Consider the following 18,106-nt stretch of genomic DNA (forward strand, 5'->3'; position numbering starts at 1 on the left):
AACTATAAACGGTTAATCGGCCTGAGCAATTTTTGAACGCGCACCCTTTACGAAATTATTAAGATACAGCTTATTTTATTATTTATTTGGTTTAATTATGAGTACTGGGGAAATCAATACAACTAGTTGGGTGGCTTATCGCAGTTCTATTGAAAAGCCCGCTATTTTAGATGAATTACTAAGCGCGGCAATTTCGGGCGATAATGACCAACTTTTAAAAATACTTAAAGATAATTTTTCAGCAATTATCAATAGCGATGCAATTAGTGATCCCGAAATTAAGGCTAATATTAAAACAATCGGATTAAAAATTGCAAACGCTGATCCTAGTGCATTAGTTGATACCGTAAAATCTCTCACCGGGATTAAAAAATTAATTAATGGACAAAATGGTAAATCTACTCAGACAAATATTAATGATTTAAATAATAATATTCTCGAATTAAGTTTAGTGTATTTTGCCCTTTCTAGTAGAGATGGAACAAGTGGTATAGTAATTAATGAAACGATAAGAATAGTTCAGACATTGCAGAAAAATTTAATAGATTTTCTTAAAACAAATATGCAAATGTTTGAACATAAAGGCCAATCGCATTTTTTAACATCTGATAAATGTCTAAGGTATATAAGAAAGATTATAGATAATATACAAGAAATATACCGAATAGCCACGAAATCAGAATTATCGAAAGAACAAAATATAAAAAAGATAAAAGAATGCCTTGAAAAAATAGCCAAGCTGCTTAAAAAAGCCGAACAATTAATAAAGGGCGAAAAAGTTGACGATGACGATAAAGATGATGATGATGACGAACCTCAATTGCCTCGTTGTATAATAGCAGATGAATTGCAAATTTTAGGGGATTCGCCAAAATTATACTCGTCTGAAAGAAAAAGTATTTTTGCACCACCAATTGCCAGTGTTGCAAATTTTGATGCGGGCGTAGAATTAGCTGTCGCAAGTGGTAAGCAGAAAAAAATAGTAAGATATAATACTCATGGGGTATATTTAAGAAATACTAATGCTTTTGCAAGTGTTAGTCACCCAGCATCAACTAAATCAGAACTACAACAAACATTACAAGAATCGAGTTCACCAGTTTTAGAATTAACTGCCGTAGATAAAGAAGTGTTAGACAATTCCGGAAAAGTATTAAATAATGCTACAATGATGATATTATGTGCTTTACTAATGCTGAGTTTACTAGCAAGTTTAAAACGATAATATATTTCACCCTAATCCACGTACTGCCCGCGGCACATCAAGAATTAATATGGGATTGCCATCACCTAAAATAGCAGCACCCGAATAAGCGTCAAGTCTATCGAGTGGATCTCCAAGTGGTTTAACAACTGCATCATGATGACCAACAAGTTTTTGTACTGCCAAGCCGATTAACTCGCGACCATCTTCGATTATAACTACATATTCAGCCAGGCGAGAGGGGTTTTTTAAATGTAATAATTCAGCTAGTTCGATAATCGGAACTTTAGTGTTTTGAAATGAAAGGTAGCTAGTACCATCAGATTCGTAAGCAACTTTAGTGCCTTTTTCGCGAATAGTTAATACTTTTGCCAGTGGTATCGCGAATACTATTGAAGCAGATTCAACTAATAAAACTGGAACGATTGCTAAAGTAAGCGGCAGGCGTAAAATAAACTTAGTATAACATCCAATCTCACTTTCAATATCAAGACTACCGCCTAGGCTTTCGATGCGGGCGCGTACTGCATCCATGCCAACGCCACGTCCAGAGATATCGCTTACTTCAGTTTTGCTCGAAAAACCCGGCAAGCAAATAAGAAAGTAACTATCACGTAGAGAGAGGTGCTCACTTTCTTGATGTGAGATTAGACCACGACTAAGCGCCACCTGCCTAAGCATTAGCGGGTCAAGCCCACGACCATCATCACTAATAGTTACTAATACCGCATCGCGGTCACGTGCTGCGGTTATGGTTATTTTGCCAGCTAGAGTTTTACCACTTGCTTGGCGTTCATTAGGTAATTCAATACCATGGTCGATGGCATTACGCAGGGTATGGATAAAGGCAGAATCGAGTTGATCAAGTATGGCTCGGTCAAGTTCAATTTCACTACCAATTATTTCAAGCTCGACTTCTTTGCTTAACGAGCGACATAGATCACGAACAATACGTGGTAAGCGTTCGGTTAACGTACGTAAAGGCATCATACGTACGGCCATGACTTGATCATGAATTTCACGAATACGAGCAGTTAAAACATCAAGGGCAGCGCGCAACTCTGGCCGTTCGATATCATCAAGCAGACTAACAATCCGTTCACGTGCAATAAAAAGCTCACCAACAGAATTAATGAAATTATCAAGTATTTCAGTGCGCACTCGTACTGTTGAGCTGCTTTTAGGATTTTCATTAACAGCAGCAATAGAACGTATGGGTTTAAAATTTTCAGGTAGGTCAGCAGCTGTAAAAGATAGCGATTCAATTTCTGAGTTATAAGCAAGCGCTTTGCGAATAGCGTCTTCATCAGCGTTGCGAATTATTATCTGCAACTCTGATACTATATATTCTGTATTTTTTAATTCAGCGGTAGTGGGTTTGGTCGCAATAATTGTACTAAATTTGCCAAGCTGACGATAAATGAGCAATGCCCTAACGTTTGCTGCAGGTACGTTAGCTCCTAAGCGTATAGACAAAGTGCTGATATCAACTTCATTGCTATTGGCTAAAATAGCGGTTGTTGATGCTAGCGATGCACTTTCATTGCTTTTTGGCGGTAAATCTGGGTTTTTTTCAGTAGCAGCAACTTTGCTTAAAGCTTCATTTTCAGCAACTAAAGCTGCGACCAACGATGAATAGGCGTCAACTTTTTGATCCTCAACAATATTATCAATTTGTGAACTTAATGCATCAATACTGCCCAACAATAAATCGATAGTGTTTTTAGCAATAGGGCGTTTATTGCTGCGACAAGTATCAACAACATCTTCAATACGATGAGACAATAGCGCCACTTCGCCATAATCCATGGCACCGGCCATGCCTTTTATTGAATGCGCGTGACGAAATATTTCATCAATTAGAGCAATAAAATTTGAGTTTGATTCAATATCAACAAGCAAACGTGAGAGTTCGCCTAAATGCTCGCGGCTCTCTTCAATAAAGAGAGTCTTGTATTTGTTGTTATCCACGGTGCCAAAGAGCCCGAGGCAAGAAGGTAATATTTAGTAAATCAGCCGCCGCTACCGAGTACTTTTTGCACAACTCGGTGAACGTCATCTGGTTTAAATGGTTTGACCACGAAGTCAGCAGCACCGGCTTCGATAGCCTCCATTACTAAAGATTCTTGGCCAAGTGCACTACACATGATCACGATGGCGTTTTTATCGATGGCCAAAATTTCTTTGGTAGCCTCGATACCGCTTTTAAACGGCATTACGATGTCCATGGTAGTAAGACCTGGTCGGAGCTCGCGAAATTTTTCCACAGCCTCTACGCCATTTGCAGCTTCGCCAACAATCTCAAATTGCTCATCATTAAAGATGTCTTTGAGCATGTTGCGCATGAAAATGGCGTCATCGACGACCAGTACTCGGGTTTTGGTCATACCGTGACTCCTTGCAAGGACAACTTGCTATCAATATTACCAAATAAACGGCTCAAGCTTTCGAGTAAAGATGTAAGCGCTAATACTTTAACAAGTCGAAGACTGACCTGGGCAGCCCAAGCTATGCATTCTTGCGGCGGTATTGGTACAACAAGGAGGTCGTTGCGTGGGAGGATCCCCCAAATGTGCGATACTTTAAATCCCAATTGTGTAGAACTACGCACATTTTGGCGCAAAATTACCGCCTGCGTACTTTTTTGTGATGAGGCGCTAAGATTAAGAATTTTAGCAGGATCAACAATAGTAACAATGTTACCGTGATGATTGAGAATACCTAATACCACCTCAGGTGCCAGAGGCACTGGTGCAATATGCCCAAGTTCGATAACTTGAAAAACATTACTTACATCAATAGCGAAAGTGTCTATGCGATCAGAATCCTTTTTGGTGCCAATATCAAATAGCAGAAAAGGCCCACCCATATTAGCTGCAAGGTTTTCGTTCATCTTATATCTCGTGGGCGATTAAGGGATTTTGTCTCAGAAGTTAAGTTAAAGCGAGTGATTACTGCCTCTAACTCGCGTGAAAGATTAGTAAGATCAACAGCACTTGAAGCCATTGCCTGCATAGAAGCTGATTGTTTTTCGATTGCAGAGGAAACTTCTAAAGTGGTCACGGCATTATTTTCAGCCACATTTGAAATATTTTCTATGGCCTCAACCATCTCGCGCGCACCTTTTAATTGTTCGCTGGTAATTCGGCTAATTTGTACAACCACGTTAACGCCTTTCATGGCGGTAACTGCTATATCATCAAGCGAGTGGACGATAGAATTCATATCTTCGCGTCCATCAGCTAACTCTTGGGTTGACTCACGCATTGCCACCACAGCACTTTCTGCCTCACCTAATGACTCATGAATAAGCTTAGCGATTTGGTCGGCTGAGCGCGAGCTATTTTCTGCAAGTTTGCGAATTTCATCAGCAACCACTGCGAAACCACGACCATATTCGCCGGCACGAGCCGCCTCAATGGTAGCATTGAGTGCCAGCAGGTTGGTCTGCTGCGATAATTTGGTGATAACTTCAACAATCTGTCCCACTTCTTTGGATTTTTCCCCAAAGCGGACTACTCGGCCACCAGTATCTTCAATTTTTTCAAAAACTTTACGCAATTTATCAACAGCTTGTTTGCCTACCTGCGATCCTGATTGTGCAACCGAGGCGGTTTCATTAGACGCCACAGCAGCATCTTGGGCGCCGCGCGCGGTGCGCTCAATGCCTTCAGCGATTTCGGTAATGATTTTACTAGCGCGTTCAACCAGGTTGGTTTGCAATCCGGCGCCTTTACCGATTTGATCAATAGAGGTGGTAACTTCTTCAGTGGCAGCGTTTACCCCTTCAGCGCTATGCGAAAGATGGTGAGCGCTATCAGCCACTGCCGCAGCAGTACGTTGAATGTGCGACACCAGCTCGCGTAAATTTTCAAGCATGTAATTAATTGAACTAGCAAGCGCATCAACTTCGTCAGGGATAGTACTGGGATGGGTGAAGCGGGCATAATGTGATAAATCACCCCGTGATACGCGACCGGCAAAATCGGATAACGTACGAACATTATAAGCTAGTGCACCAGTTAAAATATTACTGCCAATCAGGCCGAAGAGAATTACGCAAAGTGCAGCAACTACGGTGAGAATTGCTAAATCAGATATATATTGAGAGGCCCAAAGTGGTACAATGGCGCTTAAAAGCGAGACGCCAACAAAACCACCTAAGAGCTTTAAACGTAAAATGCTGCGCACAAATGAATTGTGAGCGAAAACGCGGGGTAAGGTCAAACGCTCACGTGACTTTGTTCGATCTTTCTTAATTATTATTAAAATGATCAAAAGCTTTTGGCGATATAAAATTGGTACCACCAAGAGTTAAACCGACTTGCTTGGTCACGCTACCAACTTTAGTGAGTTTGATGCCTAGTCGTGCTGCGTGCTGCTGAATATTGGATGTGCGGTGCGCAGCCGCAGCAATTACAAGCTCAAAATCTTCACCACCATATAGTGCATAATGCTTTGCTGATAGCTGCCATTGTTTGCAATTGCGCTTAACTAAAGAAGAAATTGGCAGTAGGGCAGGATCAAGCTCAACGCCTAAATTAGGTGGTACTAAATGCAATGCATCACCAGCAAGGCCATCAGATACGTCAGCACAGCTATGTACACCAGGGAGGGTGGCAAGCAAACAACCCAAGGAAATTTGTGGCAACGGGCGTAATTGTCGCCTTGCTAATGCAGGCATAACATTAAAACCATGCTGAAAACCATGCAAAGCAACACCGGCGGCTCCCAGAGTGCCAGAGACCAAAATTATATCACCAAGGCGGGCATGATGACGATGCATCACTTTTTTTGCCTTGATGCTACCGATAGCCGTAACAGCAACAACTAAAGGGCCATCAGTTGCTGAAAGGTCGCCACCAATAACTGGTGCACCAAAACCAGAGCCCACTTGATGCATTTGTTTGATTAACGAAAGTACGTCTCGCACTTGATCATTTGCGCGCAAAGCTAATGATAGCAGTAGCGCTTGCGGCTGTGCGCCCATTGCTGCCAAGTCTGAAAGATTTGCCGCAGCGGCTTTATGGCCAATATCAGCAAAGGTTGCCCAGCTTAGCTGAAAATCTTTATTTTCTACGAGCATATCAGTAGTTAGGACGACATCACCTTTGGCCGCGAGTACCGCGGCATCATCACCAACCCCAACAATGATACCGGTTTGCTTAAGCGACGATGTTTTTAATTTAGTGTGCGGTTTAAGGGTTGTACTACCAAGTTGACGAGCAATAGCAGCAAGTAATCCTTGCTCACCAATGTCTGCAACAGTTTTATTTTTTATGCTTCGCATGAAAAAACTCTTTATAACCTAAATAATCGATGATTAGCTATATCGATAATGAATGAATTTTGATCAATATGAGTAAATTGACGTCAATTAATATAACTTGTTGAAATAAAACGCAATTTTGTTGTTGGGCAGTAAAAAAATCATTGATCAAGATATTAACAAAATGTATAGTAACAATATACATTTTGTAAAAGAGGGCTAACGATGCAGGCATCAATAGTAGATTTGCGTTATAAAATGAAGGAAGTACTTAAAGCACTTAGTCGACATGAGCGTGTTAAGATACTCTATCATGGTAAAGTCAGAGGTACTATCATCCCCAATTCTAAAAAACCTAAGCTAAAAGTTTCAGAACACGAATTTTTCGGCATGACCAAAGACGGCTGCGAAAAGGTAACAGAAACACTGAATCAGTTACGGGGTGGGAGATATAATGCTGTTTGATACAGATATTCTAATTTGGATTCAGAAAGGTAATATCAAAGCCGCACATTTGGTAGACAATAGTGTAGAACGATTAATATCGGTGCAAACGTATATGGAATTATTGCAATGTGCACAAAACAAAAAACAACTCACGGCAACCAGAAATTTTCTTACCGATTTTGATTTTAAAGTTTTACCGCTAAGTGAAAACATCGGTCATCGGGCTTCTATTTATCTTGAGGAATATTCACTTGCTTGTGGATTACGTGCAGGTGATGCCATTATCGCAGCCACAGCAACTGAAAATAACCTGATTTTATCAAGCTCTAATGCCAAACATTTCAAAGCTATCCGAGATTTGAAACTGAAAGTTTTCAAACCCTAAGGTGTTTATTATAATTTCAGGCCAGCCAAGCCGACTGGCATTGGTACTGGCAACATTGGTGCCAGACACCGTGTGCAGTGGAGTTATTTAAAATACCGAAACGGTGAAGATTGCGAAAAATATTTGCCGCAAATATAGCCATCTATTTCTTCAGCTGAATCCCAAATAGTACGAACGTGTATCCACGGATAATTTTTTGCTTCTATAGTGCAATTTTGGTCGCTGGTATCGAGATATTCAAATACGGTGGCAAAAACTGCGGTGTCAATTTTATCAGATGCAATGGCAGGTTTTTGGTGAACTTTAACATTGCTTGCAGTGCACCATCCGAATTTTTGGCTATTGAAAATTTGGTTTTGAGAATCCCATATTATAATGGGTATACTATGTTCGGCATCAACATAGCTTAAAGAATCAGAGCTCATCGATGTGAAATAACTGGAGAGGAAACCATTGTAGATTGCTTTAAACTGACTGCCCTGGTTGATTAGAATAACCCACTCATCGCCAGTGTCATCGCCGGCATGATAAATAAAATCAATAAGGCCATCTTGGCCTATATCGATGGCTTTTACCATGCCATGTGTCCATATATAAATACTAACCTTGGTTTTAAAAATTGTTTGTATTTTATTAGTTGTACCATCTACAATCTCATAGGTCTCATTGAAAAATTTAGGGTTTGATAACTTTGATTTCTTAACGCGAATAATATCCGGTTTACCGTCATTATTGATGTCTAATTGTACCGGACCTTTTTCGAGATTTAAAAGGGTAATAAATTTATAGTGTTTTTGTGCCGCTTTATTAGTTGAGTTTGTCGTTGAAGATTTTACACTAGCAATATTAAAAAACAATGGCACAAAATAAATTAATATAATTAATATCTTTGAGGTAGTAGCTGATTTTATCATTGTGCCTCCTTGTCGGTAATAATATTAGCAATTATGGTAGTGTTTCTTCAAGAATTATAAGGAATAATTTTAATAATTTAAAGGTCAGCGTCTTAAAGTCGCCATTGTTAGATTCAGATGAAACATGCTGAAGTTCAACACTTACGCAAGTATACAAAAAGCACCCCAATGTATTTGGGTCTACCATGTTTGTTTCTTGTTTAATAGTGAGTGTGCTGCTGTTATACAGCGTCGGTCAAGTAGGTTAAGCGTAAACGAGAGTTGATAGACCGTCGCAGAGTTAAGCGCCCGAGGACTGAAGCCGCACAGGAATATCCGTAGATATTTCGAGCAGTGGAGGGACGAGGCCGCTTAACGTATGCAGGTATATCAGCTCGCAGTAGCTCAACCTACTTGACCGACGCTGTAATTGCACGGTAGCGATAATTCAGTTTGGTATGCTCAAAAAGGTTGTGCTTAATTGAAAAGCCATTGTTCATAATTTGGATACAATATGTGGAAATGCATCTTTCTCATACTTGCTGGCATTTTAATACTAGTGTTCGCGCTAAACTGGAAACGATCATTCAAAAGCGCGGTAAAGCGATCATACAGAGCGCAAGAGATCACATAAAACGCGGTATTGCCCAAAATTGGCAATAATTAAAAATTAAATACAAAGTAATTTTTGTCGACAGAACGGACACACACTGACCGCTGCCAAAAAATCGTCTGTGACTCACCCTAAGCCCTGTCGAAGGGTGAATAATAACATGATGACTAGCTATATCGACAACGAACGCAGGTCAAAAGGAGGGTTCGATTTAAGGCCAGTAAAGCGAGTAAAATCACGATCAGTAGTAATAAATTCGCAGCCATATTCTATTGCTAAAGCTGCATACCAGGCATCTTGTATTAGGTTTCCCGAGGCATTTGCATTAAGGCAAAGGTCAGCAAAAATCGTAAAATGGCGTGGCCCCGGTGTGATGATATTACAGTTAGGTTGTTCTAATAAAATTCGGCAAAATTTTAGAGTATCATTAAGGTGACTAGGTTTTGCGTAAATACGCGGGTGAGTACAGATGCGAATTACAGCAGCAAGAATCTGGGGTGACATGCCATAAGCTGCATTAGCATTTACCACATCGTTTAACCAATCACGGTAATTGCTGTGATGTAATGAATCGCTGCGAAAAGCGTATATTAAAACATTAACGTCGGGTAGAATCACTTGCGACCTTCAAGTATGTCTAAAAGTGTAGCACTATCGTTAAGATCAATACCTGGCAGCGTACCTCCCCCGGCCTTGCATACAGGTAGTTTGATTTGTTGATGATATTTTACCTTCTCTGAGTGAGCAAGTACCAGAAGAAGGCCACGTTCAATGAGCGCTGTTAGTGTTTCTCCCTGCCGGGCGGCCTCGCGTTTTGCTCGCGTCAGTAGTTGGTCATTTAGTCTGACGGTAGTACGCATATGTCTAGACATACATAATATGAATACTGATGTCAATAACTGTAACTTGTAACTGTAACTTGTAAAAATCAAGCGTGCTTTTATCGTGTGGCATCAAAGCGAGCAGCTGTTTATTGGGGTGTTTTGGCACTGTAAACAGTCACACCTTTTACGGCCACTGCTTTTTGTTTAATGTATCAAGTAATTATTTCGTTATTCCATAAAGCTTGAAAAAATAATTTATTCGGTATGATTTCAATATCATCAACGACACGTTCGCGCTCTTCATTACAAACTACAATCTTTCGTTTTAATGGAATTTCTTCTGCTAGTGCTTTCAAACCACGCAAATCTTTATTAGCAACACGGGTGGTACCTTTTACTTCGATAGCAAAGGCATCACCAATAATAAAATCTACTTCATGTTTACTTTGACTACGCCAATAGCATAAGCTTAAATCACACCGAGAATAATCCAAATAGGCACGTAAGTCGCAGCACACTAAATGCTCTAATGCCTTACCATATTCAGTAGAATTTTTTAAAAGTTGTTTACGTCCTTGCAGAGCATTAGCCACGCCTACATCAAATAGATAAAACTTTGCAGTCGCTACTGGTTTGCGTTTGCGAGTCTTTTGATATGCAGGTAGTATATAGGCTAATAAGGTATCTTCTAGTACACTAAAATAATCTTTAATAGTTCGCGATGGTATTTGAGCATCGTTGCCAATTTTAGTAAAATTTACTTGTTCACCGTTAATATATGCAGCGAATGATAAAAAACGTGAAAAATTTTCAATTTTACGTGAGAAACCTTCTGCTTGTATCTCTTCTTGCAAATATGTACCCACATAAGCTTTTAAATCTTCAAAAGCATATGGTGAATCAATAATGCCCGGCAGGCCGCCGAATATTAATTGATCTTGAATACGGACAAAGTTTAACTCACGAGTAGTTAAGGGATGAAATGGAACAAACCATGCACGACCGCCAAGTAGGTTTGCTTGACCACGCTTTAGTTTTCGCGGGCTACTACCGGTTAAAATAAAACGAAGATTTTTATTACGATCAATAAGTAATTGAACCTCATCAAGTAAACTGGGTAATTTCTGCACTTCATCGATAATAATTAACTTTTCATCGCCTTTTAAACTCTGCCGTAATGTCTCTGGAAATGCACTTAATTCTCTAAATAAATCAGATTCTAACAGGTCAAAATAGCGAGCATTATTAAAAAGTTGCTTTAAATAGGTGCTTTTGCCTGTTTGTCGAGGGCCAAGCAAAAACAGGGACTTATGTTTAATTATAGATTTTAGCTCTACGAATCGTTGATACATTTGGCTGTTTTCTGAATTTCTGTGGCCCTGCCACAGATTTTTGATAATATTTTGTGATTATGTCACGCGTTTCTTATAATTTTCAAGTATTATCAAACAATTTTTAAAAATATTCGCAATTATAAATACATCAAGTGTCAGGCAAGCGCTTCTGGGTATTTGTTGCTAAAATAGCATTGGCTAGCATTGGTGCGACTAGCATTGGGCATTGGTGCTTGGGCATTGGTGCCAGAGACCAAGTCTATTTAAATTAGTGTTTAGTATCATAGATTGTCAGGTATGAATTTAATTGATAAAACAAACGAATAGCCATGTATGGTACTTTAACATTGCCGTCCCATTTAACAGAGGCTGAAGCTGTTGCTCTAAACGATTTTGTGAGTGCAGTTCGCACTAGCTTGGGTTCATTACTGCAAAGCATTATTTTGTTTGGTTCACGCGCACGTGGCCAAGGTCACCAAGAATCTGATCTTGATATCGCTATTATTGTTGCAGCAGGTGGGCGACTCCAGCGTCGGTTGGTGCAAGACCTAGCTTTTGATATTCATTTGCGTACGGGTATAGACATTGCTCCCTTAGTTATTGAAGAGCCGTATCTTAATGAAATGCGTTTACGTGAACGCAGTCTAGCCTATGCACTAGATCATGAGGGGATTTTGTTGTGACCAATGAAAACCAAAAGCATAATGCTAAACTTGAAATAGCGCGGGCTCATGCATGTCTTGATGAGGCTAAAACTTTGGTTAATGCTGAGTTCCCTTATGGGGCAGCTTCACGAGCATACTATGCAGTCTTTCATGCAATCCGCGCATTGTTATTTTCTCGTGGTATTGAGGTTCACAGCCATCGGGCTGCTTTTAATTTATTAGGTGAACATTTTGTGTGCACTGGCTTAATCAATTCAGAACTGGCGCGACAAGCAGCACATATGCAACGTGACCGTGAAGATGCCGACTATATGACTTCTGCAGTTTTTACCACTGATGAAGCCGAAGTAATAGTAACTGAAGCACAACAATTTCTTACCGCTGCTGAGCAAATCTTGGTTGCTAGTTAAGTACTATCACCACATTTTTTCACTTCGGGGTTAAAGGGGTGAATGGTGTCGTGTGAATGGCTGTGAATGGTGTCTGGCACCCGTGCGAGCGTGCGAGCGGCACCCGTGCGAGCGCACCCGTGCGAGCTGTTAATGAATTGCTCATCCACATTGAACTTGCGAATTTTGCGCTAATAAGCTTTGATTCGCTGCGTTTTAATGACTATACAACTGATGAATTTACAGCGTAATAACCGCCATCGGACTATATCTGCCTATAGAGGAAAAGCGTGCAATTACAACCTGACTTTTCGACTTTTAAGCGTCTTTGCAAACCTGGGCGTGCGATTGCCGTGCGGGTTGAGATCGACGCTGATACTGAAACTCCGGTGTCGGCATTTTTAAAGGTGGGTGCTCGTGAACCACACGCCTTTTTGTTTGAATCAGTTGAAGGCGGCGAGCGTGCGGCGCGCTTTTCATTTTTAGGGGCGCGACCACGTGATATTTTTAGTTGGAAACTTGAAGATGGCGGTAATCCGCTTGAGTACATTCAAAAAAATTTAGCCCAACATAAAAGTATTCCTTTAGCAAACGTACCAAGTTTTGCAGGTGGTCTTGTTGGCTATATTTCTTATGATATTGTTAAGCTTTTTGAACCACGCGTGCCAATTACTAACCCAAATGAGCTCGGGTTTCCTGATGTGTTAATGATGGATTTTGATACCATCATTGCTTTTGATAATTTACGTCACTCAATGCAAATTATTGCTGAAGTACGATGTAATAAAGGTGATGATCCCGAAGCTTTATATGCCGATGCCCAAGATCGTATTCGCACTGTACTCGCCCAACTTGCACGACCTTTGCGTGATCGGCGTGAGCGTCAAATTCGTCCATCAAATCTTAAACCTTGCATTGACCAGGCCAAATATGAAGCTATGGTTCGCCGTGCGCGTGAGTATATTAAAGCCGGAGATTGTCAACAAATAGTCGTGGCACAACGCTTTGAGGCTGAGGTTGATCTTTCGCCGTTTGATATTTACCGCTCTTTACGACGGGTAAATCCCTCGCCTTATTTGTTTTTTATGCAAGATGGTAAACGTGCCCTTATCGGTAGTTCGCCCGAAACTTTAGTGAAACTCGAAGGTGGCGAAGTTACGGTGCGTCCAATTGCCGGCACTCGCCCACGTGGTCGTGATGTTGCTGAAGATCTGCGCTTAGAGCAAGAGTTGCGGGCTGATCCCAAAGAAAATGCTGAGCATGTTATGCTGGTTGATTTAGGACGTAACGATGTTGGGCGCGTTGCTAAAGTAGGTACGGTAAAAGTTACAGCGCTCAAAAAAGTTGAGCGATATTCGCATGTTATGCACCTTGTTTCAGAAGTACGTGGCCAATTGGCAGAAGATCTAGATGCTCTCGATGTCCTGCGCGCGGCATTTCCGGCGGGCACTGTAACTGGTGCGCCCAAGGTTCGGGCAATGCAAATCATTGACGAGTTAGAAACTTCTCGACGTGGGCCGTATGCCGGTGCAGTTGGTTATTTTGATCACGGTGGCAACATGGAAATGTGTATTGCCATCCGTACGCTGCTGCAATCTTCTAAAAAGCTTAGTGTTGAAGCTGGTGCTGGTATTGTTTTTGATTCTAAACCAGCTAAAGAATTTCAAGAAACAGTTAATAAAGCAAAAGGGCCATTTACCGCAGTTGCCGCAGCCGAAGTAAGGGCTTTGGATGGTGTCGCGCTTGCTCCGATTGCCTCAAAAAATAAAGCAACTTCTAAACGTAATAAATAAGGAGAGCAAAAAGTGAGTCCGCGTCTGCTGGTCATTGATAATTATGACTCATTTACCTTCAACCTAGTGCAATATTTGGGCGAAATCGGTGCTCAAGTCGAGGTTTTTCGCAACGATTTTATCGATGTTGCTGGTATACGCCAAGCAAAAGCACATGGTTTAGTTATTTCTCCTGGTCCCTGTACTCCCAAAGAAGCAGGAGTTTCTATAGCAGCAATTCAAGAATTAGCAGGTGAATTGCCAATATTAGGTGTGTGTCTTGGGCATCAAGCAATAGGTGCTGCTTTTGGTGGTAAAGTGATACGAAATAGCCGTATTGTCCATGGCAAGTCGAGTAAGGTGCATCACCATAAAACCGGGATTTATGCCGGATTGCCACAACCATTTATCGCTGGTCGCTATCACTCATTAGTTGTTGAGCAAAAAAGTTTACCTAAAGAGTTAGTGGTTACGGCTTGGACTTTTGAAAAAGAAATCATGGGCTTGCGTCATCGTAAATTTGATATTGAGGGTGTGCAATTTCATCCAGAATCTGTATTAACCCCTGAAGGCAAACAGTTATTAAGCAATTGGCTTAAACGATGTAAGGCACCTAAGTAATAGAGGGCAAAATGATACAACAAGCTATTACTAAATTGATTGCACGTTTAGATTTAACTCGTGATGAAATGGCAGCGGTTATGAGCGAAATTGCTGATGGCACTGCTACGCCAGCATTAATGGGTGCGTTTCTTACTACCCTACGAGCAAAAGGTGAAACAGTAGAAGAAATTGCTGGTGCTGCACAAGTTATGCGTCAGCGCGCCGAGCGCATTAAAGTTAATCGTGAGGTATTTGTAGATACTTGCGGTACTGGTGGAGATGGCAGTAACTCATTTAATATTTCTACTACTGCGGCTTTTGTTGTAGCTGGCGCCGGTGTAACCGTTGCTAAACATGGTAATCGTTCAGTGTCTTCGCGTTGTGGTTCTGCTGATGTGTTAGCGGCTGTCGGCGTTAATGTTGAAGCTTCAGTTGATGTTGTTGAGCGTTGCATTGATCAGGTTGGTATTGGATTTTTATTTGCGCAAAAATTACATCCCGCTTTTAAAAGCGTAGCTATGGTTCGCCGTGAGCTTGGTCTGCGTACTATATTTAATGTGTTAGGACCATTAGCAAATCCAGCAGGAGCACGTCATCAAGTAATGGGGGTGTTTGATCAAGCTTTAGTCCCGCAAATCGGCCAGGTGTTAGCAAATCTTGACGCAAAACATGCATTTGTAGTGCATGGAGATGGTTATGATGAAATAGCTGTTACCGGTGCAACGACAGTTTGCGAGGTTAACAATAACCAAGTGAAAAATTATGAGATATCCCCCAGTGATTTAGGGCTTAAAACTTGGAATCGTGAAGAAATTAAAGGTGGCGATATTACGCTTAATGCGCGAATTATGCAAGAAGTTTTAGCAGGTAGTAATGGCGCTCAGCGTGATGCTGTGCTAGCTAATGCAGCAGCGGCGATTGTTGCTGCCGGTGTGGCGGCTACGTTAGCAGAAGGGATAAAACTTGCAGCAACATCAATAGATAGTGGTGCTGCTAAAAATAAACTAAAAGAGCTAGTTCAAGTTAGCACGGCATAGTTAATGAGTTTTTTAGCAGAAATTTTAGAACGCAAACGCACTGAAGTTGAAACGCGACGGCGAGAGTATGCTGAAGGTGATCTTGCTGCGGTAGTAGCTGAATTACCTCTGCCTTTGGGTTTTTTTGATGCGTTATCATTTCCAGGTGCAGCGACACGTATTATTGCAGAAATAAAAAGGGCAAGTCCATCAGCAGGCGATATTGCTACAGAATTAGATGCTTCAGAACAAGCTATTCGCTATGATAATGCAGGGGCAGCAGCCATCTCAGTGCTTACTGATGGTCCGGGTTTTGGTGGCTCACTCGCCGATCTTACCGCAGTTCGTCACACAGTTGATATTCCCATACTACGCAAAGATTTTATCGTTGATCGCTATCAGCTACTTGAAGCTCGTGTTTGTGGTGCTGATGCAGTATTGCTAATTGTTGCAGCCTTGGGTTACGAGCTTGAGCGTTTTCTTGCCGCTGCAGCAGGGTTAGGTTTAGCTGCGGTTGTCGAAGTACATGATGAAAACGAACTTGATATCGCACTTAAAGCTGGCGCAAATATAGTGGGTATAAACAATCGTGATTTAAAAACTTTTGTCGTTGATTTAACTACTAGTGAGTGTTTGTTAGCTAAAATTCCTCAAAATATTAAGGCAATTGCTGAAAGCGGCGTACGCACAGTGGCCGACGCAGCCCGTCTTCGTGCTGCAGGCGCGGTTAATTTTTTGGTTGGCGAAGCTTTAGTGCGTGCATCAGATCCTGGTGAACTTTTACGATCATTTGAGAAGGCATCGTGACGGCATTATCAACGCGAGTTAAAATTTGTGGTTTCACTCGTAAAGAAGACACTTTTAATGCTATAGCTGCTGGTGCTGATGCATTAGGTTTTAATTTTTGGCCGCAATCTAAACGCTATATTACCCCCGAAGCAGCGCGCCATATTATTAAATCACTACCACCTTTCATAGTCTCAGTAGGTCTATTTGTTAACCAACAGCGCGATGAAATTGAGGGTATTGCCCGCTGTACTGGTATTAATATGCTGCAGTTACACGGGGATGAATCGCCAGCAGATTGTGAAGGTTATTCATTGCCAGTAATAAAGGGTTTGCGAGTTGATAAAGATTTTAACCCTGAAGTTCTCAAGGCTTATAAAGATAAAATAGCAGCGTATTTAGTTGATGCGCCATCTATGGGTTTTGGGGGTTTTGGGGGTTTTGGTGGCAGTGGTACTAGTTTTGATTGGAATTTATTGCGTGGTGTGTCATTATCCTTACCACTAATTCTGGCGGGAGGGCTTACCCCAGCCAATATTGTTAAAGCAATTAATATAGTTAAACCTTATGCAGTAGATGTAGCAAGCGGTGTCGAAACCGCGCCTGGCATTAAAGATAGTGTGGCAATGCAGCGATTTGTAGCTTTAGCAAAAGGAAGTACAGTAGTGTTATAGCGAACTAAAGGAGCATCATGACTAGCTATCGTGATCAGCAGCACCTTAGTAGCATGTCAAATAGCCAGCTAATTTCTGGGCTAGAAGTTTCACGATTACATCAGGAATTTTTAAAGCGACGCGCTAACCACCAAGCTACATTAATTACTTATATTACCGCAGGTGATCCTGACATAGTTACTTCGCGAGCTATGGCTTTAGCCTGTGTTGAAGGTGGTGCTGATATTATTGAACTCGGCATCCCATTTGCAAATCCAGTGGCAGATGGTCCAGTGATTCGAGATGCTGATGCACGAGCGTTAGCGGCCGGTACAACTATTAGTGATTGCATGTCGTTGGCTTTCGATATTCGCAAAAGTGCAGATGTCCCAGTCGTTATGATGGGATATTTTAGCACTTTTCATAATATTGGTATTAAAAACTTCATGAGTAGATGTGAGGCTGACGCGATAATTGTGCCAGACCTCCCCGCAGAAAAAGTAAAAGGCTTTTGCCAATACGCTCAAGCCAACTGCATTAATACAGTTTTTTTAGTGACGCCTACTGCAAGTCCGGTTCGTCGTCGTATGGCGATAGCGGCAACTACTGGTTTTGTTTATTGCGTGGCTACTTCAGGGGTAACGGGTGAAAGCAAAGAGGTATCACCGCTGTTATCTATGCAAGTTGCAGCAGTGCGCGCTGAAACGCAAATGCCTACAGTTATTGGTTTTGGTATTTCTACTGGCGAAAAAGCATGTGCACTTGCAAAGCTAGCTGATGGCGTGGTGATTGGTAGTGCGATTGTACGTCGTATTGCTGAAGGTGGTAATATACGTGAGCGTGCTAAAAGAGTGCGTGAGTTTGTTGGCTCGCTCCGCAGGGCATTAGATAGGGGTTAGTAATTTGTTTCTAGTAATATGCTTGCAAATAAATAAAGATTAAATATTTTTAAAATTGCCTAAAAGGTTCGTTTATTTTCCCTGGTTTAAAAAATCCCAAGTTAGCTAATTCTAAATTAGCTGCAGATTTATCTAACACTGAGCATAATATAAAAACACAAATATTAGAATTGTATGAGGTGCTTCAGAATCTAAACGAAGCAAAAACGATTTATAATAAACATAATAGATGGAAAGATTCTGAGTATACAAAAAATTTACGTAAAACCCGACTTTGACACTTGTTTTGCTAAAAATCGTGTAACTGCCTGATTTTTCAAGGGGCGATTTACAAAATTCGTAAAATGTAGTGAA

At 41.1% G+C, this 18,106-nt stretch carries 20 protein-coding genes; 11 read left to right on the forward strand and 9 right to left on the reverse strand.

The annotated features are described in order from the left end of the window. Positions 1–97: 97 nt before the first annotated feature. The gene (locus JW841_10250; protein MBN1961317.1) at positions 98–1,225 is read left to right on the forward strand and encodes a hypothetical protein; all 1,128 of its coding nucleotides are present in this window, start codon (positions 98–100) and stop codon (positions 1,223–1,225) included. A gap of 6 nt (positions 1,226–1,231) precedes the next feature. Here JW841_10250 and JW841_10255 read toward each other — a convergent pair whose 3' ends face one another. The 5 genes from JW841_10255 to thiL form a co-directional block, all read right to left on the reverse strand. After that, a complete protein-coding gene (locus tag JW841_10255; GenBank protein MBN1961318.1) occupies positions 1,232–3,175 on the reverse strand; it encodes a chemotaxis protein CheA in 1,944 nt (647 codons plus the stop codon). Positions 3,176–3,216: 41 nt separating this feature from the next. Beyond that, a complete protein-coding gene (locus JW841_10260; protein ID MBN1961319.1) occupies positions 3,217–3,591 on the reverse strand; it encodes a response regulator in 375 nt (124 codons plus the stop codon). Next, positions 3,588–4,097: a chemotaxis protein CheW gene (locus JW841_10265; GenBank protein ID MBN1961320.1), complete on the reverse strand. Its 510-nt coding sequence runs from the start codon at positions 4,095–4,097 to the stop codon at positions 3,588–3,590. Before JW841_10265 ends, JW841_10260 begins: the two co-directional genes overlap by 4 nt. Then, positions 4,094–5,395: a methyl-accepting chemotaxis protein gene (locus JW841_10270; protein ID MBN1961321.1), complete on the reverse strand. Its 1,302-nt coding sequence runs from the start codon at positions 5,393–5,395 to the stop codon at positions 4,094–4,096. The genes JW841_10265 and JW841_10270 overlap by 4 nt, the downstream gene beginning before the upstream one ends. Positions 5,396–5,459: 64 nt before the next feature. Beyond that, a complete protein-coding gene (gene thiL / locus JW841_10275; GenBank protein ID MBN1961322.1) occupies positions 5,460–6,494 on the reverse strand; it encodes a thiamine-phosphate kinase in 1,035 nt (344 codons plus the stop codon). 204 nt (positions 6,495–6,698) lie between these two features. Between thiL and JW841_10280 the strand changes: the two genes are divergently transcribed. Together JW841_10280 and JW841_10285 are read left to right on the forward strand one after the other, a co-directional pair. Beyond that, on the forward strand, positions 6,699–6,938 hold the full coding sequence (locus JW841_10280; protein MBN1961323.1) for a type II toxin-antitoxin system Phd/YefM family antitoxin: 240 nt from the start codon (positions 6,699–6,701) through the stop codon (positions 6,936–6,938). Further along, a complete protein-coding gene (locus JW841_10285) occupies positions 6,928–7,305 on the forward strand; it encodes a type II toxin-antitoxin system VapC family toxin (GenBank protein ID MBN1961324.1) in 378 nt (125 codons plus the stop codon). The genes JW841_10280 and JW841_10285 overlap by 11 nt, the downstream gene beginning before the upstream one ends. Positions 7,306–7,388: 83 nt before the next feature. Here JW841_10285 and JW841_10290 read toward each other — a convergent pair whose 3' ends face one another. From JW841_10290 to JW841_10305, 4 genes are all read right to left on the reverse strand, one after another. Then, positions 7,389–8,219, reverse strand: coding sequence for a hypothetical protein (locus JW841_10290; GenBank protein MBN1961325.1), 831 nt, complete (start codon positions 8,217–8,219; stop codon positions 7,389–7,391). A gap of 763 nt (positions 8,220–8,982) precedes the next feature. Continuing rightward, positions 8,983–9,429 carry a type II toxin-antitoxin system VapC family toxin gene (locus tag JW841_10295; GenBank protein MBN1961326.1) on the reverse strand — a complete coding sequence of 149 codons (447 nt, stop codon included), beginning with the start codon at positions 9,427–9,429 and terminating at the stop codon, positions 8,983–8,985. After that, complete coding sequence (locus JW841_10300) at positions 9,426–9,671, reverse strand: DUF2191 domain-containing protein (GenBank protein MBN1961327.1); 246 nt, start codon at positions 9,669–9,671, stop codon at positions 9,426–9,428. The genes JW841_10295 and JW841_10300 overlap by 4 nt, the downstream gene beginning before the upstream one ends. A 176-nt stretch (positions 9,672–9,847) precedes the next feature. Then, positions 9,848–10,987 carry an ATP-binding protein gene (locus JW841_10305; GenBank protein MBN1961328.1) on the reverse strand — a complete coding sequence of 380 codons (1,140 nt, stop codon included), beginning with the start codon at positions 10,985–10,987 and terminating at the stop codon, positions 9,848–9,850. 311 nt (positions 10,988–11,298) lie between these two features. Between JW841_10305 and JW841_10310 the strand changes: the two genes are divergently transcribed. From JW841_10310 to JW841_10345, 8 genes are all read left to right on the forward strand, one after another. Further along, complete coding sequence (locus JW841_10310) at positions 11,299–11,652, forward strand: nucleotidyltransferase domain-containing protein (protein ID MBN1961329.1); 354 nt, start codon at positions 11,299–11,301, stop codon at positions 11,650–11,652. Then, the gene (locus JW841_10315) at positions 11,649–12,044 is read left to right on the forward strand and encodes a HEPN domain-containing protein (GenBank protein MBN1961330.1); all 396 of its coding nucleotides are present in this window, start codon (positions 11,649–11,651) and stop codon (positions 12,042–12,044) included. Before JW841_10310 ends, JW841_10315 begins: the two co-directional genes overlap by 4 nt. Positions 12,045–12,376: 332 nt before the next feature. After that, positions 12,377–13,816, forward strand: a complete 1,440-nt coding sequence (trpE, locus tag JW841_10320; GenBank protein MBN1961331.1) for an anthranilate synthase component I — start codon at positions 12,377–12,379, stop codon at positions 13,814–13,816. Positions 13,817–13,840: 24 nt separating this feature from the next. Further along, positions 13,841–14,416 carry an aminodeoxychorismate/anthranilate synthase component II gene (locus tag JW841_10325; protein ID MBN1961332.1) on the forward strand — a complete coding sequence of 192 codons (576 nt, stop codon included), beginning with the start codon at positions 13,841–13,843 and terminating at the stop codon, positions 14,414–14,416. Between the two features lie 11 nt (positions 14,417–14,427). Further along, a complete protein-coding gene (gene trpD, locus JW841_10330; protein MBN1961333.1) occupies positions 14,428–15,435 on the forward strand; it encodes an anthranilate phosphoribosyltransferase in 1,008 nt (335 codons plus the stop codon). A 3-nt stretch (positions 15,436–15,438) separates the two neighbouring features. Then, positions 15,439–16,221 carry an indole-3-glycerol phosphate synthase TrpC gene (trpC, locus tag JW841_10335; protein ID MBN1961334.1) on the forward strand — a complete coding sequence of 261 codons (783 nt, stop codon included), beginning with the start codon at positions 15,439–15,441 and terminating at the stop codon, positions 16,219–16,221. Beyond that, a complete protein-coding gene (locus tag JW841_10340; GenBank protein MBN1961335.1) occupies positions 16,218–16,874 on the forward strand; it encodes a phosphoribosylanthranilate isomerase in 657 nt (218 codons plus the stop codon). Before trpC ends, JW841_10340 begins: the two co-directional genes overlap by 4 nt. Before the next feature lie 17 nt (positions 16,875–16,891). Next, entirely contained in the window at positions 16,892–17,752 is an 861-nt protein-coding gene (locus JW841_10345) for a tryptophan synthase subunit alpha (GenBank protein MBN1961336.1), read from the forward strand. The last annotated feature ends 354 nt before the right edge of the window (positions 17,753–18,106 follow it).

This window comes from Deltaproteobacteria bacterium (assembly GCA_016931625.1).
Taxonomy (GTDB): domain Bacteria; phylum Myxococcota; class XYA12-FULL-58-9; order XYA12-FULL-58-9; family JAFGEK01; genus JAFGEK01.